Source organism: Roseomonas sp. F4 (assembly GCF_053891155.1).
In genome coordinates this window covers 575,902-600,528 of sequence record NZ_JBSSHK010000004.1, presented here as the reverse complement: position 1 = coordinate 600,528, position 24,627 = coordinate 575,902, and the positions used below count along the sequence as shown (strand labels likewise).

Sequence of the window (24,627 nt, the reverse complement as noted above, 5' to 3'; positions counted from 1 at the left end):
GGCACTTCTCCGCCATCCAATCGCCGAGGGATACCCATCTGTGCGCAAGCCACTTCGCAAGGCCGTCCTGCCCGTTGCCGGGCTCGGCACGCGTTTCCTGCCCGCCACCAAGCAGATGGCCAAGGAGATGCTGCCGGTTGTCGATAAGCCTTTGATTCAATACGCTGTCGAGGAGGCCCGCGCGGCGGGTATCGAGGAATTCTGCTTCGTCACCGGCCGTGGCAAGACCATGCTGGTGGACCAGTTCGACGTTGCCTATGAGCTGGAGCGCACCCTGACCGAGCGCAATAAGGCCAAGGAACTGGCCATGCTGCGCGAACAGGCGCTGCCGCCCGGCTCCGTCGTCTCCACCCGCCAGCAGGTGCCGCTGGGCCTCGGCCACGCCATCTGGTGCGCCCGCGCCTTCGTGGCGGATGAGCCCTTCGCCATCCTGCTGCCGGACGATCTGATGCTCTGCGACGTGTCCTGCACGAAGCAGCTTGTGGACGCCTATAACCAGACCGGCGGCAATGTGGTCGCGATCGAGGAAGTGCCGAAGGAGCGTGTTTCTTCCTATGGCGTGATCGATCCCGGCGCGACCACCGGCAACCTCGTCGAGGTGAAGGGCCTGGTGGAGAAGCCGCCGGTCGAGAAGGCGCCCTCCAACCTGACCGTCATCGGCCGCTATGTGCTGATGCCGGAGGTGATGGGCTTCCTGGCGACGCAGGAGAAGGGCGCGGGCGGGGAGATCCAGCTGACCGACAGCATGGCCAAGCTGATTGGAACCCAGCCTTTCCACGGCGTGTTGTATGAGGGCCGGCGCTTCGACTGCGGCAACAAGGCGGGCTATCTGGAAGCGCAGGTCGCCTTCGCCCTGTCGCGCCCGGACATGGCGCCGGAGATGCAGGCGATCCTGAAGAAGTACGCCCAATAATCCTGGAACCTCAGGGAGATCCGCCGCCGATGACGGCCTTCAACCATCGCTTCGACCCGACCTCGCTGCGCGAATACGACATCCGCGGCATCGTCGGGCAGACCCTGCATCCGGAGGACGCTTTCGCCATCGGCCGCTGCTTCGGCACCATGGTGTCCCGTGCCGGCGGCACCAAGGTCGCGGTGGGCTATGATGGCCGCCTGTCCTCGCCGGAGATGGAGGCGCAGCTCGTCGCCGGTCTGCGTGCCTGCGGGCTCAAGGTGGCGCGCATCGGCTGTGGCCCGACCCCCATGCTGTATTTCGCCTCCTACGCCCTGAAGGCGGATGGCGCGATCATGGTGACCGGCAGCCACAACCCGCCGGACTACAACGGTTTCAAGATGATGCTGGGCGGCAAGCCATTCTACGGCGCGCAGATCCAGGAGATCGGCCGCATGGCGGCCGAGGGCGACGTTGTGCCCAATGCGGTCGGCACCGATGAACAGGTCGATGTCTCCGAACGCTACGTCGCGCGCATGATGCAGGACTGGGATGGTGGCGAGCGTGCGCTAAAGGTGGTCTGGGACCCGGGCAATGGCTCGGGCGCCGAGATCGTCAAGCTGCTCACGGCACAGCTGCCGGGCACGCATTACATCATCAATGGCAGCATCGACGGTACCTTCCCGGCGCATCATCCGGACCCGACCGTCGCCAAGAACCTGGAACAGATCATCGCAGAGGTGGCGAAGCAGGGCGCCGATCTTGGCATTGCCTTCGACGGCGACGCGGACCGCATCGGCGTGGTGGATGGCGATGGCCGTATCCTGTTCGGCGATCAGCTTCTGGTGGTGCTCGCCCGCGATGTGCTGAAGTCGAAGCCCGGCGGCACCATCATCGCCGACGTCAAGGCGAGCCAGGTGCTGTTCGACGAGATCGCCAAGGCCGGCGGCACGCCTTTGATGTGGAAGACCGGCCATTCGCTCATCAAGTCCAAGATGGCGGAAACCGGCAGCCCGCTGGCAGGCGAGATGTCGGGCCATATCTTCTTCGCCGACAAGTGGTATGGCTTCGACGACGCGCCCTATTCCGCCGTCCGCCTGCTGGGCATCATCGCCCGCATGTCGGAGACGCTGAGCCAGGTCCGCGCCGCCCTGCCGCAGGTGATCAACACGCCGGAGCTGCGCTTCGACTGCGCCGATACCCGCAAGTTCGGCGTCATCACCGAGGTGAAGCAGCGCCTCGCGGCCGAGGGCGCCAAGGTGCAGGACGTGGACGGCGTTCGCGTGCTGACCGAGGATGGCTGGTGGCTGCTGCGCGCGTCGAACACCCAGGCGGTGCTGGTGGCGCGGGCGGAGGCGTCGTCCGAGGCCGGGCTGGACCGGCTGAAGGCCGATATCGCCCGTCAGCTCCAGGCCTCCGGCCTGCCGGTGCCGGATTTCTCGGGTGCCAACGCAGGCCATTGAGGTTTTCCTCTATGGCTCGCTGCTCGACCCGGCGGTTCTCGCCGCCAGGTCGGGACGCCGGTTTCCAGCCCGCGCGCTGCGCCGCGCGCGCCTGAACGGATGGCGCCGCGTCCGGCTGCGCGGCACGCCCTGGCCGATGCTGGTACGCCAGCGCGGCGCCTCGGTGGAGGGGTTGCTGCTGCGGCTCTGCGGCGCGCCGCTGCGACGGCTGATGGCCTATGAGGGTTCCGCCTATCGCCTTGCCCCCGTCCGCCTCCAACGGGGTCAGGCTTTTGCCTGGCTTGCACAACCTTCCCGTGCAGACCGCCACGAAACGGTCTGAATTATAGATGAAACCCGCAAGGTGCATGATGCCGGCGCGCGCGAGTTGGAACGTCAAGGCGGCTGAGGCGTTTGAAGTGCGTGATACCTTGGCTGACGGAGTAGGTGATGTCGGGAGTGATTCGAAAAGTCCTCGTGGTTGAGGATGAGGCCCTCGTCGCCATGCTGGTGGAGGATGCGCTGCTGGATGCCGGTTTCCAGGTGCTCGGTCCGGCCGCCACGGTGGAGGAGGCGCTGCAGATGCTGGCGACCGGGGAACGTCCGGACGCCGTGGTGCTCGACCTGAACCTGGCTGGCGAAACCTCGACGCCGGTGGCGGATCTGCTCGCGGCCCGCGGCATTCCCTACGTCATCGCCACCGGTTACGGCGCCTCTGGTCTGCCGCCGGGACATCAGCACGTCATGGTGTTGGCCAAGCCCTACGACCCGGCGGAGTTGACCGCCATGCTCGGGCGGCTCTGCGCCGCCTGAGGCATCAGGTCGCGGCCGGCCAGCGGGGTGCTGGGGTCGCGGCAACCCCGCGCGGTGCGACCCCTGATGCGGGGTCGAGGCTGGCGCGGCGAAAGACCAGGGTGAATTCGGCGCCCATCTCGCTGCCATCCGGCGCATTCGCCGCCAGGATCTGTCCGCCCACGCCGCGCATGATGGTGCGGGAGATGGACAGGCCCAGCCCTGTGCCGAGGCCAGGTGGCTTGGTGGTGTAGAAGGGCTCGAACAGCTTCTCCAGCACCTCCTCGCTCAGCCCTGGGCCGGTATCGCTCACCCGCAGCCTCACCACCTCCGCATCCGGCGGCGCTTCGGCGTCGATGCGCAATCGCCGGCGGTCCGGGGGATGTTCCAGCAGGGCGTCGCGCGCATTCAGCACCAGGTTCAACAGAACCTGCTCGACCAGGATGATCTGCCCGACCACGGGCGGCAGCTGATCCGGCAGGCGCAGCTGCACCTGGACGCCCGCATCCCGCAGCGCCTGGCCGGCCAGCACCATCATCCCCTGCACGGCGCTGCCCAGGTCCACCGGTTCCAGTGCCGCCACATCGACGCGGGAGAAGGCGCGCAACTGCGTCACAATCGCTTTTGCGCGGTCTGCCTGCGCCATGATGCGGCGCAGCCGGGTCAGAGCTTCCTCCACCCCGTCCTCGCCGGATTCCAGCGCCTCCGCGGCATTCTCCGCGGCCAGGGACATGATGGCGATGGGCTGGTTCAGCTCATGCGCCAGCCCCGCCGCCATTTCGCCCAATGTGGCGAACTTCGCCGAGGTGGCCGCCTGCAAGGCCAGCTCCCGCTCCGCCGAGATATCCTCCAGCGCGCCCGTCACCTCGATGCCCGCCGCGCCACGGCCGGTCGCGCGCAGGGTCTCGCGCAGCCACATCCAGGCGCCATCGGCGCGGCGGAAGCGGAATTCCGCCATGGCCTGGGATTCCCGCCTTAGCCGGTCCTCAAGATCCGGGCCGAGCGGCAGCGTCGCCGCATCGATGCCGCGCTGGCGCCAGCCGGGGCGCAGAGCAGCCTCTGGCGACCATCCCGTCAGGCGCTCGACGCCCGCGCCGATCTCGGTCAGGCGCAGCGTGCCGCCCGGCTCGATCAGGCCGCGATAGAAGACGGCGGGCAACGCTTCCTCTAGCACCCCTGTGACAGCGGCGGCAGGGCGGCGCGGCAGCGTGAAGGCAAGCAGCAGCAGGCTGGCCATAAGGGCCGAGAGATAGGCCAGCCAGCCAGCCTCCGCGGCGTCCCGGATCGATCGCTGGCGATCATAGGCGGCCAGCAGAACCAGATCGGGCGGCAGCGGCAGGCTGGTCAGGGCCAGCGGTGGCAGCCCGTCGCCGGCCGGGCGAAGAAGGTCGGTGGAGCCTGCGGGTGGCGACGGCCAGGGCGCCAGGAAGCTGCCCCCGGCGGCCAGTGGTGTGCCATCCCTCCGCAGCAGCGCCAGGCGCAGCTCGGGCAGGGGTGCCGCATCGGCCAGCGCCTGGTCCAGGCGGCGCGGGTCGATCGCCACCACGGCGATGCCCGCGAACTGACCGCGCGCATCGGTGAGGGCGCGGCTGGCGAGCAGGCTGCGCGGCCCACCTGGCAGGTCGAGCAGAGCGGGGCTCAGCAACGGCGCCGGGCTGCCGGCACGGTGCAGGGCAAAAACCTCCTGCCCCGCCATCGACTGGCCCAGCAGCGGCGCGTGGCTGGACCACAGGATGCGGCCGCCGGCGTCGGTCACCGCGCCGAACTGCACGCCGTCCCGGCCAATCCGGCCAGACAGGGCCTGGACCATGGCGCGGTCCGCCGGGCGCTGGTCTGCCGCAGCCAAGGCCGCCGTCGCCGCTTCGATGGCGGGTGCGATCGAGCGCTGCCCCGCCTCCGCGGCATGGCGCGCGATGGACTGCGCCGCTGTGGCTGTGGCGGCGCGCCGATCCTCGGCAAACCAGGCGGCGCCCAGCCAGACAAGTCCAGACCCCAGCAATCCGCCCAGAAGGGCGAAGAGGCCGGAGCGGGAGGCGCCTGGTCGTCCTGCGACGGGGGGCCGGGCTCTGTAAATGAAACAAGCCCCTTTCGTCGGGGGTGAAGCTCGCCGCGCGTCTCGGCGCAACATCGGCATCTTGCCGATTCGCGCGACAGGATAGGCGAAGTGCGGACGACTCGCACCGGGCGCATCATGATCCCGCTTTGTCAGGCCTCGGCGCGTTCCAATGCGGCAAGGCGCGCGGCGAGGTCATCCTCCCGGCACAGCATCACCCCGGTCAGCCCGGCGCCCACGATGCGCTTCAGCCGGTCGCCCAGCGGTACGCCATCGCCGGAGTCGAAATCGACCGCCACGCCGCCCGGCCCGGCCTCCGCCTGCAGCACGCAGCGCAGCGTCTCGCCGGGCGCCAGGGTGACGCCGCGCCAGCCTTCCGCCCGGCGGCCGCGCGCGCGCAGCCGCAGCGTGAGGGGGGCCGGCGGGCCACGCAGTTCCAGCACCACGCGCATCGGCGTGCCCTCCGGCAGGCTGGCCGGCAAGGCGAGGGTGGCGACGCCGTCGCGCATCCAGACGCCCCAATCCTCCTGCCACCACCAGGCCAGCCCGTCCCGCACCCGTTCCGCCCAGGCCATGGCCGGGGAGGGCAGGCCCTCGCCGCGCCAGCCCATGGGCAGGTGCCGGCCGAGCGGCAGGTCCTGGGGGGGCTGGGGAGTATCCGCCGGGTTCATCAGCGCCGCCAGAACCTCCCGCGCCGCATCGGGCCAGTCGCGGCGGGCGGCGCCGCGGTCGATGCGGGCTTCGAGGGCTTCGCGCTGCGATGTGTCGGTCAGCAGCATCTCCAGCTTCGCCACCAGATCGGGCATGTCGCCTGGCGCGAAGAACACGGCACCCGGCGCGCCGGCTTCCAGCAGCCCCGAATGGGCCGGCACCAGCGCAAGCTTGCCGGCGGCGAGGCTTTCGCTGACCGGCAGGCCCCAGCCCTCATGGAAGGAGTTGTAGACGGTGAAGAGGCAGCGCCCATACAGCCCCGCCAAAGCGAGGTCGGAGACGCCGGAGACGACCGAGACCTTGCGTCGCAGGTCGGGCGAGCCGTTCAGCAGCGCCAGCGCCGCCTCCGCCCGCCAGCCGGGGCGGCCGACGCAGATCAGGCGTGGTACGCGCGCCGCGCCCAGGCGGCGCACCAGTTCCAGCCAGGCCTGGAACACCATCAGGTGGTTTTTCCGGGACTCCAGCGTGGCGACAAACAGCACGAAATCCTCCCCCGGCCGGGGGAAGGGCAGGGCGGCGGCGGCCTGGGCGGCCGCCTGCGGCGCCGCGCCGGATTCGGCGGCGAGGCGGATCAGGCCCGCCGGCGCGACCGGGCCCAGCGGCGCGGCGAAACGGGCATGGTCGCCGATGGTCGCCTGGGAATTGGCCAGGATGCCATCCGCATGCAGCGACAGCGCCGCGAACCACTTGGCATAGAGCCGCACCGTCAGGTCCAGACAATGCTCCGGCATGGCCAGCGGCACGCAGTCATGCACGAAGGCGACGTAGCGCATCGGCGTGGTCGCGCGCAGGCGGCGCAGGCCGCGGAAATACTCCCGCACCCCCCAGGCATTGCCGAGCGAGGCCAGGGTGCAGCCGGGAATGATGGGCGCGTCGGGCCGCGCATCGGGGGTCAGCAGCGCGGCGAGGGCGGCCTGCCAGGCCGGATCGTCCTCCTGCCCCCCCAGCCGCGCCAGGTTGAGCACGCGGCGGAAGGCGGTCTCATCCACATGCCACCAGCGCCAGGTCGCGCCCTCGAAGCCCACCAGAATGACATCCGCCGGGCGGGCCGGGCTGGCCAGCAGCGCGCCCAGAATACCCATCTGCACCCGCTGGATGCCGGTTGGCGTGCGGGCGGCGCGCAGATATTCGACCAGGTCGGTGACATCGAAAGCGAGCTGCGTCGGCGTGCCGGTCGGGCGCGGCGGCGGCGCCTGCATCGGACCCTCGGGCGGTGGCAGGGTGCGGTGGCGCACCAGGGCCACGACATGGCGCAGATCGGCGCTGTCCGGCGCCAGGGCCAAAGCGCGGCCCAGCGCCTCCGCCGCCTCGGCGCCACGGCCGAGGTTGCGCAGCACATGACCGGCCTGGAGCATCGGGTCCGGATCATCGGGCGCCAGCAGGGCGGCGCGCTGGTAATGCGTCAGCGCGCCCTCCGCATCGCCCTGTTCCTTGCGGGTATGGCCGAGCTGGACATGGATCTGCCAGTGGCGCGGGCGTTCGGCGAGGTAGTCGCGATAGGCCGCCTCGGCCTCCGCCCATCGCCGCGCATCCCGCAGCGCGTCGCCCCGGGCGCGGATCGCATCGGGGGTCGGGGGGGCATCGGGCTCGGCCGAGGGGTCCACATCCATGCGCTGCGCAGTCGCTCCTTCTGTGCCGTCTTCCTTACAGGAAGATCGGCTCAGCTGGCATCCATGCGCTTGCCGGTCCCGCCGTCAAAGACATGAAAAGCCTCCGGCGGCAGGATCACCGGCAGCACGGCGCCGATGCCGCTGGCCGGGATGGGCAGGCGGGCGGTGAGGATTTCGCCGCCCGGGAGGGTGCCATGGATGACGGTCTCCGACCCCAGCGGCTCCACCAGATCGACCGCCAGGGCAAGCCCGCCTCCGCCCAGTTGGACATGCTCCGGCCGGATGCCGAGGGTCAGCGGCGTGCCGGCGGGTGCAGCGCGCGCGCCATCGGTAAAGACGAGGGACGGCCCCGCCTTCATGGTCGCGCCGGTGCCGCCTTCATCCATCGTCGCAGCCAGGAAATTCATGGCCGGCGACCCGATGAAACCCGCCACATAGGTATCCGCCGGCCGGCCCCAGACCTCCATGGGGGAGGCGACCTGCGCGGCGCGGCCCTGATGCATGACGACAAGCCGGTCGCCCAGCGTCATCGCCTCCACCTGGTCATGGGTGACGAACAGGCTGGTGACACCGAGGCGTTTTTGCAGGCGACGGATTTCGGCGCGCATCTGCACGCGCAGCTTGGCATCGAGGTTGGACAGCGGCTCATCGAACAGGAACAGCTTGGGTTCGCGCACCACGGCGCGGCCCATGGCGACGCGCTGGCGCTGGCCGCCCGAGAGCTGGCGGGGCTTGCGGTCCAGCAGTGGGCCGATCTCCAGCATCTGCGCGGCCTCATCCACGCGGCGCCTGATCTCGGCGGGCTTCATGCCGCGGATCTTCAGGCCATAGGCCATGTTCTCGAAGACCGACATATGCGGGTAGAGCGCGTAGTTCTGGAACACCATGGCGATGTCCCGATCCGCGGGCTCCAACGCCGTGACGTCACGGCCGTCGATGCGCACGGTGCCGGAGGTGGCCGTTTCCAGCCCCGCGACAATGCGCAGCAGCGTGGACTTGCCGCAGCCGGAGGCGCCGACCACGACGATCATCTCGCCATCCGCGACGTCGAGGTCGATGCCGTGCAGCACCTGGGTGGCGGCGAACTGCTTCTTGACGGAGGTGAGGGACAGGGTGGCCATGTTACTTCTCGGTCTCCGTCAGGCCCTTCACGAACCAGCGCTGCATGAACACCACCACCGCCACGGGCGGCAGCATGGCGAGCACGGCGGTGGCCATGATGATGTTCCACTCATTCTGCGCATCGCCATTGCCGATCATCTTGGTCATGCCGACGACGACCGTTTCCAGATCGCGGTCGGAGACGATGAGCAGCGGCCAGAGGTACTGGTTCCAGCCATAGATGAACAGGATGACGAAAAGCGCCGCGATATTGGTGATGGACAGCGGCAGCACGACATCCTTGAAGAAGCGCAGCGGCCCCGCGCCGTCGATCTTCGCCGCTTCCACATATTCATCCGGGATGGTCAGGAAGAACTGGCGAAACAGCAGCGTGGCCGTGGCGCTGGCAATCAGCGGCACGACAAGGCCGGTCATGGTGTTGATCAGGCCGAGATTCACCATGACCTCGAAGGTCGGGATGATGCGGACCTCGACCGGCAGCATCAGGGTGATGAAAATCAGCCAGAAGGCGATCATGCGGCCGGGGAAGCTGAAGAACACCACGGCATAGGCCGAGAGCAGGGAGATCGCGATCTTTCCCACCGCGATCAGCACCGCCATGTTCAGGCTGTTCCACAGCATGACCCAGGCGGGGACGGAACGCGTGGTGCGCGTGGCCTCCCCGCCCGTCAGCCAGGCGGAAACGTAATTGGCCACCGCCTCCCCACCGAACCACAGCGGCACGTCGCCGCGGCCGATGGTGGAGACATCATGGGTGGAGCCCACCAGCGTGATCCAGATCGGGAAGGCGAAGATCAGAACGCCGAGCGACAGCGAGATATAGGCGACCCAGCGATTGCGCGCGTTGCGGCGGAGGGTGGCGCGGGCGAGGCGGTCCGCCTCCAGGTCCATGGTGGCGGACATCAGTAATGCACCTTCCGCTCGATGAAGCGGAACTGCACTGCGGTCAGCAGGATGACGATGGCCATCAGGATCACGCTCTGCGCGGCGGAGCTGCCGAAATTCAGGTTTTGGACGCCGTCGACATAGACCTTGTAGATCAGAGTCGTCGTCGCCTGCCCGGGGCCGCCGCCGGTCAGGGCGTGGATCGTGCCGAAGGTGTCGAAGAAGGCATAGACGATGTTCACCACCAGCAGGAAAAACGAGGTGGGGGCCAAGAGAGGAAAAATGATGGTCCAGAAGCGCCGCATCGGTCGGGCACCGTCGATGGCCGCCGCCTCCAGCACCGCTTTCGGGATGGATTGCAGGCCCGCCATGAAGAAGATGAAGTTGTAGGACACCTGTTTCCAGGCCGCCGCGACCACCACCAGGGTCATCGCTTGGCCGCCATTCAGCTTGTAGTCCCACAGGATTCCCATGCCGTTGATCATACGGCCGAACAGGCCGATCTGCGGATGGAACATGAACAGCCACAACACGGCGGCAATCGCCGGCGCCACGGCATAGGGCCAGATCAGCATGGTCTTGAAGAAGTTGGTGCCGCGGATGGCCTTATCCGCCTGCACCGCCAGGAACAACGCGATGCCGAGCGCGGAGATCGCGACGGCGGAGGAGAACACCACCGTATTCCAGCCGGCGGCCAGATAGGTCGGATCGACCAGCACGTCGGTGAAATTGTCCAGCCCCACGAACTCCCGGGACAGGCCGAAGGCATCCTCCCGCAGGAAGGACCCGTAGATCGCCTGGCCGGCGGGCCAGAAGAAGAAGACGGCGGTGATGAGCAATTGCGGCAGCAGCAGCAGCCAGGGCAACAGCGTTCCCTTGAAGATCACCTTCTTCCGCAACGCCACGATCCCCCTTCAGAACGCAAAGAGGGTGGGCCCCATGCCCACCCTCCATCAGGCCATTAAAGCTGTATCAGCCGCCGCGATTCGCACGCTCGAAATTGCGCAGAACCGCATTGCCGCGCGCCGTCATCGCCGCCAGGGCCTGTTCAGGGGTCTGCTGACCCTGGAAGGCCTTCTCCATCTCCTCCTGCATGATGACGCGGATCTCGACGAAGCCACCGAGGCGAATGCCGCGGGTGTTCTCCGAGCTCGCGCCGCGCAGCATCTGCTCGATCGGGATATCGGCGCCGATATTGGCCGGCTGGGTGTAGAAGCCCGTGGCGCGGGCGGATTCGAAGCCGCTGCGCGTGATCGGCAGATAGCCCGTATCCATGTGCCACTTGCCGGCCACTTCCGGGCGGGCGGTGTAGGCGAAGAACTCCGCCACGCCACGCAGCTCGGCCGCGCTGCGCTGCGCGTTCGGGCCGCGGTTCATCACCCAGAGGCTGGCACCGCCGATGATGGCATTGGCGGGCGCCGTGCCCTCATAGGTCGGCAGCATGGCGACGCCCCAGTCGAACCGCGCCTCCCGCTGCACCCGGGCGCGGAAGCCGGAGGAGGTCATCATGATGGCGCATTCGCCGCCCGGGAACAGCGCCTCACCGGCATTGTCACGGCCGCCCCAGCGGAACAGGCCTTCCTTCTGCCAGTTCACCAGGTTGGTCATGTGGCGCAGCATCAGCGGGTTGTTGACCCGAAGCTCCGCATTCGCGCCGCCGAAGCCATTGCCCTGGGTCGCCAGGGGAATGTTGTGGATGGCGCTGAACTGCTCGACATGCAGCCAGGTCGGCCAGGCGGTCGACATCGGGCAGGCATGGCCGGAGGCCTTGAGCGCCGTCAGCGCCTGGCCCACGCCTTCCCAGGTGGTCGGGAACTGGTCGGGGTTCAGGTTGGCGCGGCGGAAGGCGTCCTTGTTGTAGTAGACGATGGAGGTGCTGCTGTTGAAGGGCATCGCCATCTGCCGGCCATCGGCCGCCGCGTAGTAACCGCGCACGCCGGGCAGGAAGTCGTCGAAGTTGATGTTGACGCCGGTCTGCGTCAGCAGCTCATGCGTCGGGATGATGGCGCGGCCGGCATTGATCATGGTGCCGGTGCCGACTTCGAACATCTGGACGATGTGCGGCGCCTGGCCGGCGCGGAAGGCGGCGATGGCGGCGACCATCGTCTCCGGATAGCTGCCACGGAAGGTCGGGACGATGCGGTACTGGGTCTGGCTGCCGTTGAAGTCCGACACGAGCCGCTCCAGTAGCCCGCCCAGGGGCTGCGACAGGCCGTGCCAGAACTGGATCTCGGTGGGCTGCTGGGCGGAAGCCGGCCCGATCAGGCCGGCGAGCGCGACGGCGCCCGCCATCAAAGTGCGGCGGAACATGGCAAATCTCTCCCCGTAAGGTGACGGCGGCTCTAGACGGCCAGCGTTGCGGGGATTTTACAGATTTATGTCAGTTCGGTGAAGGGGACGAATCCTCACATGATCCGGCTCGCCGCCCGCAGCCCCGAAATCATGGAAGAGCGCAGCAGATGCTCCCGCGCCTTCACCGGATCGGCCGCGGTGGCCTGCAGGTCGGCCAGCAGTTCGGCCCGCTTGGCCGGGTCCTGTTCCCGCATCCGGGCGCGGTTGCGGTCAGCCTGGGCGATGATCTCCCGGGCCGCGATCGGCTGGCGACGGCGGGTGTAGCGGTCGAGCAGCGCGGCCTCCTCCTCCCCCCGCCAGACCGGGGCCAGGGTTTCGGCCAGTTCCATGGCGTCCTGGATGCCGCCATTCATGCCCATGCCGCCCGAGGGTGAGTTCAGATGCGCGGCATCCCCGGCCAGGATCAGCCGGCCGATGCGGTAATTCTCCACGATGCGCTGATGGATGCGGTAGGGGCGCAGGTCCGGCACCTCATAGGGCGTGCCCTTGGGATAGATGGCCTGGAGCTTGCGCTCGATCGCCGCCGGCTCCAGCGCCTCCTCCACCGATTCGCCTGGCGCGGTGTGCAGCGAGGCGCGCCACAGCCCGGGCACGCGCAGCAGGGAGAAGGTGCCGGAAAAGGCCGGGTGCTGGGTCCAGATGTAATTGACGTTGGATAGGCCCTCGAACACCTCATGGAAGGGGAAGGGCGTGGTGGCGAGGATGGTGGTCTCGGGATAGGTATCGCCCGGGAAGTCGAGGCCCATGGCGCGGCGGATGACGCTGCGGGCGCCGTCGCAGCCCACCACATAGGGCGCTTCCACCGGGTCGAAGCCCTGGCCGGTCAGGGCGACATGGTCCACCCCATGCACCACCGTATCCACCTTGGCGTTGAAGCGCAGCTCCACCGTGCCGGCATGTTCCGCCGCCAGCTTCGCCAGGATGAGGCGGGAGAGCTTCCACTGTTCGGCCTGGAGCCGGTAGGGATGCGCCGTGTCGTCCTTCAGCACGCCGAGGTCGAAGACGGCGCGTTCGCCATCCTCATGCCGGCGGATCTGCCAGGTCGGCGTCACAAGTCCCTGCGCAATCAGATCCTGGGCGAGGCCCAGGCTGTCCAGCATGTCGAGGCTGGGCGGGTGGAAGGTGGAGGCGCGCAGCTCCTCCGAAATATCGTCCCCCGCTTCCAGCACCAGGCTCGGCAGGCCCATCGTGGCCAGCTTCAGCGCCAGCACCAGGCCGACCGGGCCGGCGCCGACGATGACGATGCGGCGGTTGCGTTCACTCATGGCTGGTCGGGTCCCGATATCGCTGCGATTCGGCGGCGACCATAGACGCGAAGGCAGGCGCCGGGCAGCCGGGCCTCAGCGATATCCCGCCGCCTGCAACTCGAACAGCTCCGCATAGCGCCCGCGCTCCGCCAGCAATTCCTCATGCGTGCCCTGGCTTTCCACCTTGCCATCCGCCAGCACCAGGATCCGGTCCGCCATGCGGACGGAGGAGAAGCGGTGCGAGATCAGCACGGCGGTCTTGCCCTGGCTGAGTTCCTTGAAGCGCGCGAAGACCTCGTATTCGGATCGTGCATCCAGGGCGGCGGTGGGCTCGTCCAGCACCAGCACCTCCGCCTCCCGCATATAGGCCCGCGCGATGGCGATCTTCTGCCATTCGCCGCCCGAAAGCTCGACGCCGTTCCGGAAGCGCTTGCCGATCATCTGGGCCAGCCCCTCCGGCAGGCGAGCGATCACGGCATCGGCCTGGCTGCGCTGGGCGGCGCGCTCGATGCGGGCGGTATCGTCGCGGGCGGTGATGCGGCCGACGGCGATGTTGTCGCCAGCGGTGAAATTGTAGCGCACGAAATCCTGGAAGATGACGCCGATGCTGCCGCGCAGCGCGTCCAGGTCGTAATCCCGCAGGTCGCGGCCATCGAGCAGGATGCGGCCTTCCACCGGGTCATACAGCCGCGTCAGCAGCTTCACCAATGTCGTCTTGCCGGCGCCGTTTTCGCCGACGAGCGCCACCACCTCGCCGGCTTGCAGTGTGAAGGACAGGTGGCGGACGGCCCAGCGCTCTGCGCCGGGATAGCGGAAGCCGACATCCTCGAAGACGAAGCCCTGGCGGATGGGGGCGGGGAAGGGCAGGGGATCGGCCGGCGACAGGATGGCCGGCGTCACCTCGAAGAAGCGGAACAGGTCATCGAGGTACAGCGCCTGGCTGGCGGTGGTGGAGAAGCCGGCGAGCAGCCCTTCCAGCAACTGTCGCAGCCGGCGAAAGGACCCGGCGAGGAAGGTCAGGTCGCCGATGCTGAAGGCGCCTTCCAGCGTGCGCCAGACGATGAAGGCGAAGGCGACATAATAGCCCACCGTGCCGATCGCGGTGAAGGCGCCGCCCCAGAAGGCGCGGCGCTGGGCCAGTCGCCGGTTGCCCGCATAGAAGGCGGCGGAGACCTGGGCGTAGCGGTCGATCAGGAAATCGTTCAGGCCAAAGACCTTCACCTCCTTCGCCGTCTCCGCGCTGGCGGCGGTGGCACGGACGTAGTCCAGTTCGCGGCGCTCCGGCGCCCGGAAATAGTCCAGCGCGTAGCTCTGGGCGTTGAAGTGGGATTCGCCCAGGAAGGCCGGCACCAGCGCGACCAGCAGCAGCAGGATCAGCCAGGGGGCATAGAGCAGCAGGCCGGCGGCGAAGCTGGCCACCGTCAGCAGGTCCTGCACCTGATTGAAGATCTGCCCCATCAGCCCCATTCGCCCGCTGGTCTGGCGGCGGGCGCGGTCCAGTTGATCCTGGAAGGCGGCATCCTCGAAGGTTTCGAGGTCCAGCGTCGCCGCGTGGCGCATCAGGCGGATGGAGGCGTCATTGGCGACACGCTCGCCCAGCAGCGCATCGACCAGGGAGACCAGGCGGCCCAGCAGATCGCTCAGGATTGCAAGGCCGAATTCCGCGGCGACCAGCCAGGCGAGCCCGTTCAGCCGGCCCGTCTCCCACCAGCCCCAGGGGCTGTCTGGGCGCGGCTGTTCCCCCAGCAGCGCCACCACATCGTCGATGATGAGCTTGCCGACGAACAGCGCCATCACCGGCAGCACCGCCCGCACCAGCCGCAGGGCGAGGGAGGCGCTGGTGAGCCAGGGGCTGGTGCGCCAGACCATGGCCAGGAAGGGCCAGAGGTTGCGCAGCGCGCCCAGCCTCTCCCGGAAGGATTTGGCCAGGCGCGGCGGAGGGGGACGGCGGCCACTCATCGGTGATTCACGATCCAGATTCCGGCGCCGATCAAGGCGAGCGCGCCGAGCAGGGCCGGGGTGATGGGCTCCGCCAGGATGAGGGCGGAGAAGACCACGCCGAAGGCCGGCGTGAGGAAGAGGAAGGGCGCTAGGCGGGAGGCCGGGTGCCGCGCCATCACCCAGAACCAGGCGATATAGCTGGCGAAGGCGATGCCCAGCACCTGATAGGCCAGCGACCACCAGACCACGGCGCTGGGCGCGAAGATGCCGGCCTCGCCCAGGGCGAAGCCGAGCGGGATCAGGAAGGATGACACGGCAAGCTGATACAGCAGCGTCCGCTCCGGCGCGATTCGGGTCAGGTGGCTGGCCTTGATGGTGGCGATGGTGCCGCCCCAGGCGAGCCCGGCCAGCAGCGCCAGCGCATCCCCCGCAAGCTGGATGCCACCGAGGCGGTCGGCGAAGATCAGCGGAGGGCCGCAGAAGGCCAGTAGCAGGCCGGCCAGCTTGCGCGCCGTCAGCCGGTCATCCGGCAGCAGGAAATGGGTGGCGATGGTCGCGAAGAACGGGCCCGTATAGAGCAGCACAGCCACGCGCGCGGCGGTGGTGCGTTCCAGGGCGGCGAAGATCGCCCAGAATTCCAGCGCGAAAAGTGCGCCGCAGAGCAGCCCCGCCGCCAGCGTGCCGTCCCGCTTCAGCACCACGACGCCGCGCCACCAGCACCAGGCTAGCACCGGTGGCACCGCCAGGACGGAGCGCAGTCCGGCCTGCACCAGGGGGGAGATACCCTCCCCACCCAGCTTCATGGCGACCTGCGCAAAGCCCCAACTCGCGCAGAGAACCAGCAGCAGCGCGATATCGGCGGGCGAAAGACGCGACGTCACGCCTGGTGGCGCAGCACGCCGCCGACCACGGTGGCCTTCACCTGGGTGCCGGCGATGTCCTCCCCGTTCAGCACGTCGCGGTCCAGCACGATGCAATCGGCCAGCTTGCCGATCTCCAGCGAGCCTTTTTCGTGTTCCTCCCGCTGCGCCCAGGCGCCGAGGGTGGTGTAGGCGCGGATCGCCTCCAGCGGCGTGATGGCCTGGCTGGCATCGAGGTCCGCGCCGCCCGTGGTGCGGCGGGTGACCATGGAGGCCATGGCGGTCCAGGGGGAGACGCGGCAGACCGCGAAGTCGGAATGGCCGGGGGCGGGAATGCCGGCATCGATCAGCGCGCGATGCGGCCACATATGGCGCATGGCCTCCTGCCCTCGATTGGCGACATAGGCCTCGCCCAATTCGTCCATGAAGCCGGTGGCGGAGCTGTCCACGAAGCCCCCACGCTTCAGTCGCGCCAGGATCGGCGGCGTGACGTAGCAGCAGTGTTCCACGCGCATCCGGTGATCCGCCACGGGGTGTGCGGCCAGGGCGGCTTCCATCACGTCGAGGGCAAAATCGATGCCGCGGTCGCCGACGCCCTCAATCATCACCTGCAAGCCGGCCTTATGAGCGGCGGTGGCGCGCTGGGTGAGGTCGTCCCTCTCATAAAGCAGCATGCCGGTATTCGGCACCGGCTCGCCCGGCACCGGCGTGCCGCGATAGGGGTCCCAATAGGCGGCGGTGCGGCCGCTGGTCGAGCAGTCCGGGCACCACTCCACACCGATCATCCGCAGCCAGTCGTCGCCGAAGCCGGACTGGATGCCGGCGGCGATCAGCGCTGGCACCAGCGGCTCGTCGCGGCCGGAGGCGATGATGCCCATGCGCATCCGCCATTTCCCGTCCCGCCGCATCTTCTGATAGGCGCGGATCGCCTTGCTGGGCGTCAGGGAATTGGCGACGGAGGTGATGCCGGCGGCGAGGCACTGGTCCTGCACCTGCTCCATGCCCTCGGCGATATCGGCCTCGCTGTCCTGGTCGTGCAGGGCGTTTAGGAAGACATGCGCCGCCGTCTCCCGCACCAGCGCGGTGAAGCCGCCATCGGTACCGCGGTCGAAGCGGCCGAAGGCGGGGTCGGGGGTGTCCCGAGTCACGCCGCAGGCAGCGAAGGCGGCGGAATTCGCCAGGCCGAGATGGCCGTCGGTGCGCAGGATGAAGATCGGCCGGCCAAGGCTCGCCGCATCCAGCTCCGCCAGCGTCGGATAGCCACCGCTGGCGCGTTCGTTCAGCCGGTAGAAGGCACACCACTGGCCGGGCGCGGCCTTCTCGCAGCGCGCGCGGATGCGGGAGAGCAGCGCCTCGCGCGTCGTCACATGCTCCGGCGAAACCAGCGTCCAGGTCCGCAGCCGCAGCGCATAGGCATCGGGGTGCGCGTGGCTGTCGACGATGCCGGGCAGCACGCGGCGGCCCTCGGCGTTCAGGATTTTGGTCTGTGGCCCGGCAAGGTCGCGCAGGCCGTCATCGCCCAGCGCGACGATGCGGCCGTTGAGCGACGCCAATGCGGTGCATTCCGTGCCGGCCGCATCCATCTTCGCGATACGGCCGTTGACCAGGATGAAGTCGGGTCTCACGCCGCGATCCTGTCGATATGGTCTCGCAGCCGGTACCACCCACCGACGAACGGCAGGAACCAGGGCGAGCCGGTATAGGTCGGCTTCGTCGGGAAATTCAGCCCGTCCAGCGCGAAGCGCTCATTCGCCGCGCCGGCCAGTTTCAGCGCGACGTTGTGGCCGAGCCAGGTGGCCATGGCGACGCCGCTGCCCTGGCAGCCGGCGGCGAAATGCACGCCGTCCTGCACGCCGATATGCGGCAGGTAGTCGAAGGTGAAGGCCACATAGCCGGTCCAGGCATGGGTGATCTTTGTCTGCGCCAGTTCCGGGAAGGCGGCCGTCATGTAGCTGTGCAGAGTCGGCGCGGATTGCTCCGCTGTCACCGCCCGGAAGCTCGCGCGACCGCCCCAGAGCACGCGCTTGCCATCCGGTGAGGGACGGAAATAGTTCAACACGCGCTTGCTGTCGGAGATCATGCGGCGGCCGGGGAACAGCCGGTCCATTGTCTCCGGCGGCAATTCCTCGGTGGCGATGATATAGGAGTTCAGCGGAATCAGACGGCGCGCCAGCCAGGGCAGGGCCGTGCCGCGCGGGTCCTTGCTGTAGCCATTGGTCGCGACCAGCACGGCATCCGCGCGCAGCTCGCCCTTGTCGGTGGCCAGCCGGAAGCCGCTGCCCTCCTGCTTCACGCCCGTCACGCGCACGCCATCGACCAGACGGGCGCCCGCCTTCTCCGCCGCCGCGGCCAGGCCGCGCGCATACTTGCCGGGATGCAGGCTGCCGGTCGCCGCCGCGGCCATGCCGCCATGGTAGTGATCGCTGCCCAGGAATTCGCGCTGGCGCGACTTGGGCACCATCTCGGTCGGCAGGCCGGTCAGCTCCGCGATCCAGTCGGCCTTTTCCGCCATGGCGCGATAGTGCCCCGGTGACCAGGCGGCGGCGTAGCGGCCGCAGCGGACATAGTCGCAGTCGATCCCCTCCCGCGCGATGGTCTCCTCGATGAAGGGGAAGGAGGCGGCGGCAGCGCCGGTGATGCGGCGCGCCTCCTCCGCCCCGTAGGTCGCCTCAAGCCCGGTCGAAGCCACCTTCAGCCCGCCCGAGACCATGCCGCCGTTGCGGGAGGAGGCGCCCCAGCCGATGCGCTCGGCATCGATCACCGTCACCTCATGCCCCAGCCGCCGCAGCGTCAGCGCGGCCGAGAGGCCGGCATAGCCGCCGCCGACGATGGCGACCGCGGTATGGTCGGGCAGTGTGTTGTCGCGGTCGGGCGGCTCAGCGGCTTCCCACCACCAGGGGCGCGCCTTGAAAGCGGGGGCGAAGATCGGATGAAGATCAGTCATTGCCGTGGCGCGCGTCCCGCTGTTCACTTGCTGCAAAGCGAGAGGTTCCTGCCGGACGCGCTCCGGATCAAGGGACCCCGATCGGGGCTTCATCAAAAAGGGGATTTCGTATGCAAAGCTTCCAGCAGGATTGCGTCGAGCTGGCGCTGGAGAAATTTCGCCGGGGCGAGGTCAGCCGGCGCGGGCTGATGGCGGGCCTGGCCGCGCTGGGGGCGGCGGCGGCGCTGCCTGATGATGCCCAGGCCCAGGCCGCGCAGCGTCTGGTGATGGTGAACTGGGGCGGCATCGCCAATCAGGGCTTCGGCAACAACTACGGCAAGCCCTTCGAGGCGGCCAATCCCGGCGTGACGGTGGTGCAGGACAGCACCGGGCCCTCCGCGGGGCGCATCCGTTCCATGGTGGAATCCGGGCGTGTCACCTGGGACCTCTGCGACAGCTCCGCGACCTCGGCCTTTCTGCTGGGCGGGATGAACCTGCTGACGCCAGTGGATTACAGCGTGGTCGACCGATCCCATGTCATCGGCCCGACCTTCGCGCTGGAACACGGTGCGGCGCCTTATTCCTTCAGCAGCGTGCTGGTCTATGACAGCACCAAGTTCCAGACCGCGCCGACCGGCTGGGCGGATTTCTGGGACCTGCGCCGCTTCCCCGGCACCCGCCTTCTGCGCCGCGATGCCGCCGGCGCGCTGGACGCGGCGCAGATGGCGCTGGGCAAGGACATCGCCAGCCTCTACCCGCTGGATATCCGCGCCTGCCTCGCCAAGGTGCGGGAGATCCGGCGCAACCTGGTCTTCTGGAACAGCGGCTCCGAATCGGAGCAGTTCATCCGGACCGGAGAGGCGGTGATGGGCCAGATCTGGCATACCCGCGCCAAGGTGCTGGAAGCGGAGAGCAACGGCCGGTTCAAGTTCATCTGGAACCAGGGCATCCTGCAGCCGGGCATCTTCGTCAGCCCGCGCGGCAATCCCGGCGGCGCGCTGGCGCAGAAGCTTCTGGCCTCCATGCTGGCCAATGCGGCGCCGCAGGTCGAGCTTCTGCAATTCCTCGGCAATGGCCCGACCAACCCCAATGCGGCGGCGCTGGTGCCGGAGGAATTCAAGAAATACAACCCGACCGATCCGGCCAATGCCCGGGTCCAGGTGGCGCAGGATGGCCGCTGGTGGGGGCAGAATTATGCCCAGGCCAATGCGGACTATATCGACATGGTCACGGGCTGAGGGCAGGAATGCTGCGGTGCGGCATCGGCCGCGCCGCAAGCTGAGTGACAAGGGGCCCCATGCCGACGATCCTGGTGAAATCCGGTGGCGAGGCCGCCATGCCGGAATGGCAGCGGCATTTTGCCGAATTCGCGCCGGACCTTGATGTCCGCTGGTGGGGTGATGCCAGCGTGGCGCCGGAGCAGGTGGATTATGTGCTGGTCTGGGACCCGGAGCCGGGGCGGATCGGCCGGATGCCGAATCTGAAGCTGATCGTTGGCACGGGCGCGGGCGTGGATTTCATCACCGCCGATCCGGACCTGCCGAAGCATCTGCCGCTGATGCGCATGGCCACCAAGGGCTCCACCCAGCGGATGGGCGAATTCGTCTGCTGGGCGGCGCTGTCGCTGCTGAAGGATGCGCGGCGGATCGCGCTGAACCAGGCCGCGTCGCGGTGGAAGTATTTCGAGCCGGAATTCACCGCGCGCGAGAGCACCATCGGCGTCATGGGACTGGGCAATATGGGCAGCCGCGCGGCGGCGATGCTGCAGGGCCTGGGCTTTCCCGTGCGCGGCTGGTCGCGCAGCCGCAAGGACCTGCCTGGCGTGACCTGCTTCGCCGGCGTCGAGGAATTCGATGCCTTCCTGGCGGAGACGAAGCTGCTGGTCTGCCTGCTGCCCGCCACGCCGGAGACGCGCGGCATCCTGGATGCGACGCTGCTGGCCAAGCTGCCAAAGGGCGCCGGGCTGGTGAATGTCGGGCGCGGCAGCCATCAGAAGATCGAGGACATCCTGGCCGCCCTCGATTCCGGCCACCTCTCCGGCGCCGTGCTCGATGTATTCGAGAAGGAACCGCTGCCGGCGGACAGCCCCATCTGGGCGCATCCGAAGATCATCGTGACGCCGCATATCGCCAGCCTGCCCAGCCGGCGGGAGCGTGCGGAATATGTCGCGGCCGCCATCGCCGACCTCGCCGCCGGCCGCCCGCTCGTCAATCTCTACGACCACGCACGAGGTTACTGATGGCGCTTCCCGCCCCTCCCACCCGGCCCGATCCCGGGCATGTGCCGACCGAGCAGGAGTTGCGGGAGGATCTGGCCGCCGCCTACCGGCTGATCGCCCTCTACGGCATGACCGACCTGGTCTTCACCCATCTGTCGGTGCGGGTGCCGGGAGAAGGCCATAGATTTCTGGTCAACCCCTATGGGCTGCTGTTCGAGGAGATCACCGCCTCCTCCCTCGTGCTGGTGGATGCGGAGGGGGCGCCGAAACAGCCGACCACATGGCCGGTGAACCCGGCGGGCTTCGTCATCCATTCGGCCGTGCATCTCGGTGCGCCGAACGCGAACTGCGTGATGCACACGCATACCTTGGCCGGCATGGCGGTGGCGGCGCAGAAGGGCGGGTTGCTGCCGCTGAACCAGATGATGATGGAGTTCATGGGCCGCGTCGCGATCCATGGCTACGAAGGCGTCGCGGCCGACGACAACCTGTCGGAGCGGGAGCGGCTGGTGCAGGACCTCGGCGACAAGCCGGCCATGATCCTCCGCAACCACGGTCTGCTGACGGTCGGCCATACGGTGGCGGAGGCCTTCTACTGGATGTGGTATCTGGAGCAGTCCTGCCGCATCCAGATCGCCGCCCAATCCTCCGGCGCGCCGCTGGCAGTGGCCTCCGACGCCACGGTGGAGCGTACCCGCAAGCAGTTCAGCACCGGCCCGACCAAGGGCTGGCTGCCCTGGCAGGCGCTGCGGCGAAAGCTGGACCGTGAGCAGCCGGACTACCGCGCATGAGTGGCGCCGCCGGCCACGCTTTGGCGATCGAGCGCCTCAGCAAGCGCTACGGCAGCTTCACCGCCGTGGCCGATGTCTCGCTGGGGGTGGGGCAGGGGGAATTCCTGACCCTGCTCGGCCCCTCGGGCAGCGGCAAGACCACCATCCTGATGTGCATCGCCGGCTTCGTCGCGCCGAGCGAGGGCGCCATCCGCCTCGATGGCCGGGACATCACCGCCCTGCCACCGGAACGCCGCGACTTCGGCATGGTGTTCCAGGGCTATGCGCTGTTCCCGCATATGACCGTGGCGGAAAACGTCGCCTTCCCTCTGCGCGTCCGCAAGCTGGGCGCGGCGGAGCGGGAGGCGAAGGTGCGCGCGGCGCTGGACCTGGTGCAGCTTTCCGCCTTCGGTGATCGCCTGCCGCGCCAGCTTTCCGGCGGCCAGCAGCAGCGCGTAGCGCTGGCCCGCGCGCTGGTCTTCGAACCCGCGCTGCTGCTGTTGGACGAGCCGCTTTCGGCGCTCGACAAGAAGCTGCGCGCCGAATTGCAGGATGAGCTGAAGGCCCTGCACCGCCGTATCGGCCGCACCTTCGTCAATGTGACGCATGACCAGGAGGAGGCGCTGTCGCTCTCCGACCGCGTCGCCATTCTCAACCACGGCAAGCTGATCCAGCAGGGCGCGCCGGCCGAGCTGTATGAGCGCCCGGCGACGCGCTTCGTCGCCGACTTCCTCGGCAAGTCCAACTTCCTGCACGGCACGGTACGGGAAGTCTTCGCCGGCGGCTTCGCCATCGGTGCCGGCGACACGCGGGTGGTGACCGCGGCTGCCGAGGCGCCGCCGCTCGGCAGCCAGGTCCTGCTCAGCCTGCGGCCCGAAAAAATGGCGCTGCTGGCGGAGGGGGAGACGGCGGAGAACAGCGTGACCGGGACCATCGAGAGCTGGTCCTATCTCGGCGCCGGCTATGCGCTGAATGTTGCGGCGCCGGATTTTGGCACGCTGCGCGTGACGCTGCCCACCTGGAACGCCCCGATCGCGCCGAGGGAGGGGCTGTCACTGCGCCTCGGCTGGCATTCCACGGCCAGCGTGCCCGTGCTGGATGACCAGGCATGATCCGCCGGCAGGATGTCGGCTGGTGGTTGCTGATCCTGCCGGCCTTCCTGCTGATGACGGCCTTCTACGTCGCGCCCATCGCGCAGGTGCTGGCGATTTCCTTCACCGAGCCGACGCCCGGCCTGGGCAATTACGAACGGCTTTTCACGAGTGAGAGCGTGCAGCGGGTCATCGTCACCACGCTGCGCATTTGCCTGATCACCACGGCGCTGTCGCTGCTGCTGGGCTATGTGCTGTCCTATCGCATCGCGCTGTCCAGCCCCTCCGCCCAGCGCTGGTGGATCCTGGCCGTGCTGGTGCCCCTGTGGATTTCCGTGCTGGTGCGCGCCTTCGCCTGGGTGACGCTTCTGCGCCGCCAGGGCCTGGTGAATGAGACGCTGATGGCAAGCGGCGTCATCACCGAACCGCTGGCCCTGGTCTGGAACGAATTCGGCATCATCGTCGGCATGGTCCATTACATGGTGCCCTATGCCGTACTGCCCATGCTGGCGAGCATGCGGGAAATCGATCCGCGCCTGATGGCGGCCGCGCGGGGGCTCGGCGCGTCGCGCTTCACCATCTTCGGGCGCATCTTCCTGCCGCTGTCGCTGCCCGGCCTTCTGGCCGCCGGCGTGCTGGTCTTCATCTTCTCGCTCGGCTTCTACATCACCCCGGCGCTGCTCGGCGGTGGCAAGACGCTGATGGTGGCGGAATGGATCGGCCTGCAGATCCTGGATCTGCTGCGCTGGGGGCTGGGGACGATGATGGCGACGATGCTGGTCGTCGCCATCCTGACCACGCTGGCCGTCTTCGCCCGCATCGTCGATCTGCGGCGCATCTTCGGGGGTGGGGCATGATGGCGCATCGGCCCGGGCCCTTCGCCCGCATCTCCGCCGGCGTGGTGGCGCTGTATCTGCTGCTGCCGATCAGCATCATCATCCCGGTCTCCATGACCGACCAGCGGTTCCTGTCCCTGCCGAGGGAGGGGCTGTCGCTGCAACACTACATGACCGTGCTGGGGTCCCCGGAATGGCTGGGCTCCATCTGGCAATCCTTCCTGATCGCCGTCGCGGCGACCGCCATCGCGGTGCTGGCCGGCACGTTCTGCGCCATCGGGTGCTGGCGCCTGGCGCGGCGAGCAACGGATCTGATCCGGGCGCTGATGCTGCTGCCGATCATCATCCCCTCCATCGTCTATGCCATCGGCCTGTACCGGTACTTCGCCGGGCTGGACCTGTTGGATCGCTTCCTGGGGGTGGCTATCGCCCATGGCGTCACCGGTATCCCCTATGTGGTCATCACCGTCTCTACCGCCCTGGCCGCCTTCGACCCCCGGCTGGAACAGGCGGCGCGGGGCATGGGGGCGTCCCTGATGCAGACGCTGCGCTGGGTGATCCTGCCGCGCATCACGCCGGGTATCCTCTCCGGCGCCATCTTCGCCTTCATCCATAGCTGGGACGAGCTGGTGATCGTGCTGTTCATCGCCTCCCGCGATGTCTTCACCCTGCCGCGCCGCATCTGGGACGGTATCAACGAGAACCTGGACCCCGCCATGGCGGCGGTGGCCGTGCTGCTGGTGGTCTTCACCACGGGGCTGCTGCTGCTGGACCTGGCGCTGCGGCGGCGCCGCGCGGAATAGCCGCTTCCAGGCTCGCCGGAAGATGATCGGGCGGCGCCCAGCGATCTGTTGCGGGCCCGTCAGGACTTCGGCAGATAGC

At 68.5% G+C, this 24,627-nt stretch carries 21 protein-coding genes; 10 read left to right on the top strand and 11 right to left on the bottom strand.

Annotated features, from left to right (window positions below):
• Positions 1-40: 40 nt before the first annotated feature.
• The 4 genes from galU to ACVFYP_RS19275 all read left to right on the top strand — a co-directional run bounded on the left by galU (position 41) and on the right by ACVFYP_RS19275 (position 3,147).
• Positions 41-913: a UTP--glucose-1-phosphate uridylyltransferase GalU gene (galU, locus tag ACVFYP_RS19290; RefSeq protein ID WP_499201826.1), complete on the top strand. Its 873-nt coding sequence runs from the start codon at positions 41-43 to the stop codon at positions 911-913.
• Between the two features lie 29 nt (positions 914-942).
• Complete coding sequence (pgmG, locus tag ACVFYP_RS19285; RefSeq protein WP_499201825.1) at positions 943-2,355, top strand: phosphoglucomutase/phosphomannomutase PgmG; 1,413 nt, start codon at positions 943-945, stop codon at positions 2,353-2,355.
• On the top strand, positions 2,336-2,677 hold the full coding sequence (locus ACVFYP_RS19280; protein ID WP_499201824.1) for a gamma-glutamylcyclotransferase family protein: 342 nt from the start codon (positions 2,336-2,338) through the stop codon (positions 2,675-2,677). The genes pgmG and ACVFYP_RS19280 overlap by 20 nt, the downstream gene beginning before the upstream one ends.
• A 107-nt stretch (positions 2,678-2,784) precedes the next feature.
• Positions 2,785-3,147 (top strand): response regulator, encoded by a 363-nt coding sequence (locus tag ACVFYP_RS19275; protein ID WP_499201823.1) that lies wholly within the window; start codon positions 2,785-2,787, stop codon positions 3,145-3,147.
• A gap of 4 nt (positions 3,148-3,151) precedes the next feature.
• Here the strand turns inward: ACVFYP_RS19275 and ACVFYP_RS19270 are convergent, their stop codons facing one another.
• The 11 genes from ACVFYP_RS19270 to ACVFYP_RS19220 form a co-directional block, all read right to left on the bottom strand.
• Positions 3,152-5,125, bottom strand: a complete 1,974-nt coding sequence (locus ACVFYP_RS19270; RefSeq protein WP_499201822.1) for a sensor histidine kinase — start codon at positions 5,123-5,125, stop codon at positions 3,152-3,154.
• A 206-nt stretch (positions 5,126-5,331) separates the two neighbouring features.
• Positions 5,332-7,500 carry a glycosyltransferase gene (locus ACVFYP_RS19265; protein ID WP_499201821.1) on the bottom strand — a complete coding sequence of 723 codons (2,169 nt, stop codon included), beginning with the start codon at positions 7,498-7,500 and terminating at the stop codon, positions 5,332-5,334.
• 50 nt (positions 7,501-7,550) lie between these two features.
• Entirely contained in the window at positions 7,551-8,621 is a 1,071-nt protein-coding gene (ugpC, locus tag ACVFYP_RS19260; protein ID WP_499201820.1) for a sn-glycerol-3-phosphate ABC transporter ATP-binding protein UgpC, read from the bottom strand.
• 1 nt (position 8,622) lies between these two features.
• On the bottom strand, positions 8,623-9,525 hold the full coding sequence (gene ugpE, locus ACVFYP_RS19255; RefSeq protein WP_499201819.1) for a sn-glycerol-3-phosphate ABC transporter permease UgpE: 903 nt from the start codon (positions 9,523-9,525) through the stop codon (positions 8,623-8,625).
• Entirely contained in the window at positions 9,525-10,412 is an 888-nt protein-coding gene (gene ugpA / locus ACVFYP_RS19250) for a sn-glycerol-3-phosphate ABC transporter permease UgpA (RefSeq protein WP_499201818.1), read from the bottom strand. The genes ugpE and ugpA overlap by 1 nt, the downstream gene beginning before the upstream one ends.
• A 67-nt stretch (positions 10,413-10,479) precedes the next feature.
• Complete coding sequence (ugpB, locus tag ACVFYP_RS19245; protein WP_499201817.1) at positions 10,480-11,817, bottom strand: sn-glycerol-3-phosphate ABC transporter substrate-binding protein UgpB; 1,338 nt, start codon at positions 11,815-11,817, stop codon at positions 10,480-10,482.
• Between the two features lie 95 nt (positions 11,818-11,912).
• Positions 11,913-13,124 carry an FAD-dependent oxidoreductase gene (locus ACVFYP_RS19240; RefSeq protein ID WP_499201816.1) on the bottom strand — a complete coding sequence of 404 codons (1,212 nt, stop codon included), beginning with the start codon at positions 13,122-13,124 and terminating at the stop codon, positions 11,913-11,915.
• Positions 13,125-13,199: 75 nt separating this feature from the next.
• Positions 13,200-15,065 carry an ABC transporter ATP-binding protein gene (locus ACVFYP_RS19235; protein ID WP_499201815.1) on the bottom strand — a complete coding sequence of 622 codons (1,866 nt, stop codon included), beginning with the start codon at positions 15,063-15,065 and terminating at the stop codon, positions 13,200-13,202.
• Positions 15,062-15,928, bottom strand: a complete 867-nt coding sequence (locus ACVFYP_RS19230) for a DMT family transporter (RefSeq protein ID WP_499201814.1) — start codon at positions 15,926-15,928, stop codon at positions 15,062-15,064. Before ACVFYP_RS19230 ends, ACVFYP_RS19235 begins: the two co-directional genes overlap by 4 nt.
• Positions 15,925-17,532: an amidohydrolase gene (locus tag ACVFYP_RS19225; protein ID WP_499201813.1), complete on the bottom strand. Its 1,608-nt coding sequence runs from the start codon at positions 17,530-17,532 to the stop codon at positions 15,925-15,927. The genes ACVFYP_RS19230 and ACVFYP_RS19225 overlap by 4 nt, the downstream gene beginning before the upstream one ends.
• Positions 17,529-18,851 (bottom strand): NAD(P)/FAD-dependent oxidoreductase, encoded by a 1,323-nt coding sequence (locus ACVFYP_RS19220; protein ID WP_499201812.1) that lies wholly within the window; start codon positions 18,849-18,851, stop codon positions 17,529-17,531. Before ACVFYP_RS19220 ends, ACVFYP_RS19225 begins: the two co-directional genes overlap by 4 nt.
• Positions 18,852-18,961: 110 nt before the next feature.
• On the opposite strand from ACVFYP_RS19220, the gene ACVFYP_RS19215 reads away from it, so the two are divergent.
• Genes ACVFYP_RS19215 through ACVFYP_RS19190 form a run of 6 tightly spaced genes read left to right on the top strand, consistent with a single transcriptional unit; the run spans position 18,962 to position 24,548 of the window.
• Entirely contained in the window at positions 18,962-20,068 is a 1,107-nt protein-coding gene (locus ACVFYP_RS19215) for an extracellular solute-binding protein (RefSeq protein ID WP_499201811.1), read from the top strand.
• Between the two features lie 59 nt (positions 20,069-20,127).
• On the top strand, positions 20,128-21,069 hold the full coding sequence (locus tag ACVFYP_RS19210; RefSeq protein ID WP_499201810.1) for a 2-hydroxyacid dehydrogenase: 942 nt from the start codon (positions 20,128-20,130) through the stop codon (positions 21,067-21,069).
• Positions 21,069-21,839 carry a class II aldolase/adducin family protein gene (locus ACVFYP_RS19205; protein WP_499201809.1) on the top strand — a complete coding sequence of 257 codons (771 nt, stop codon included), beginning with the start codon at positions 21,069-21,071 and terminating at the stop codon, positions 21,837-21,839. Before ACVFYP_RS19210 ends, ACVFYP_RS19205 begins: the two co-directional genes overlap by 1 nt.
• Positions 21,836-22,930 (top strand): ABC transporter ATP-binding protein, encoded by a 1,095-nt coding sequence (locus tag ACVFYP_RS19200; RefSeq protein ID WP_499201808.1) that lies wholly within the window; start codon positions 21,836-21,838, stop codon positions 22,928-22,930. Before ACVFYP_RS19205 ends, ACVFYP_RS19200 begins: the two co-directional genes overlap by 4 nt.
• Positions 22,927-23,766 carry an ABC transporter permease gene (locus ACVFYP_RS19195; protein ID WP_499201807.1) on the top strand — a complete coding sequence of 280 codons (840 nt, stop codon included), beginning with the start codon at positions 22,927-22,929 and terminating at the stop codon, positions 23,764-23,766. Before ACVFYP_RS19200 ends, ACVFYP_RS19195 begins: the two co-directional genes overlap by 4 nt.
• Positions 23,763-24,548 (top strand): ABC transporter permease, encoded by a 786-nt coding sequence (locus ACVFYP_RS19190; protein ID WP_499201806.1) that lies wholly within the window; start codon positions 23,763-23,765, stop codon positions 24,546-24,548. Before ACVFYP_RS19195 ends, ACVFYP_RS19190 begins: the two co-directional genes overlap by 4 nt.
• Positions 24,549-24,627: the final 79 nt, after the last annotated feature.

Coding starts and splice junctions, on each gene's coding strand:
- pgmG (WP_499201825.1), top strand. CDS start 943: ATGACGGCCTTCAACCATCGCTTCGACCCGACCTCGCTGCGCGAATAC.
- ACVFYP_RS19275 (WP_499201823.1), top strand. CDS start 2,785: ATGTCGGGAGTGATTCGAAAAGTCCTCGTGGTTGAGGATGAGGCCCTC.
- ACVFYP_RS19265 (WP_499201821.1), bottom strand. CDS start 7,500: ATGGATGTGGACCCCTCGGCCGAGCCCGATGCCCCCCCGACCCCCGAT.
- ugpC (WP_499201820.1), bottom strand. CDS start 8,621: ATGGCCACCCTGTCCCTCACCTCCGTCAAGAAGCAGTTCGCCGCCACC.
- ugpE (WP_499201819.1), bottom strand. CDS start 9,525: ATGTCCGCCACCATGGACCTGGAGGCGGACCGCCTCGCCCGCGCCACC.
- ugpB (WP_499201817.1), bottom strand. CDS start 11,817: ATGTTCCGCCGCACTTTGATGGCGGGCGCCGTCGCGCTCGCCGGCCTG.
- ACVFYP_RS19240 (WP_499201816.1), bottom strand. CDS start 13,124: ATGAGTGAACGCAACCGCCGCATCGTCATCGTCGGCGCCGGCCCGGTC.
- ACVFYP_RS19235 (WP_499201815.1), bottom strand. CDS start 15,065: ATGAGTGGCCGCCGTCCCCCTCCGCCGCGCCTGGCCAAATCCTTCCGG.
- ACVFYP_RS19220 (WP_499201812.1), bottom strand. CDS start 18,851: ATGACTGATCTTCATCCGATCTTCGCCCCCGCTTTCAAGGCGCGCCCC.
- ACVFYP_RS19215 (WP_499201811.1), top strand. CDS start 18,962: ATGCAAAGCTTCCAGCAGGATTGCGTCGAGCTGGCGCTGGAGAAATTT.
- ACVFYP_RS19210 (WP_499201810.1), top strand. CDS start 20,128: ATGCCGACGATCCTGGTGAAATCCGGTGGCGAGGCCGCCATGCCGGAA.
- ACVFYP_RS19205 (WP_499201809.1), top strand. CDS start 21,069: ATGGCGCTTCCCGCCCCTCCCACCCGGCCCGATCCCGGGCATGTGCCG.
- ACVFYP_RS19200 (WP_499201808.1), top strand. CDS start 21,836: ATGAGTGGCGCCGCCGGCCACGCTTTGGCGATCGAGCGCCTCAGCAAG.
- ACVFYP_RS19195 (WP_499201807.1), top strand. CDS start 22,927: ATGATCCGCCGGCAGGATGTCGGCTGGTGGTTGCTGATCCTGCCGGCC.
- ACVFYP_RS19190 (WP_499201806.1), top strand. CDS start 23,763: ATGATGGCGCATCGGCCCGGGCCCTTCGCCCGCATCTCCGCCGGCGTG.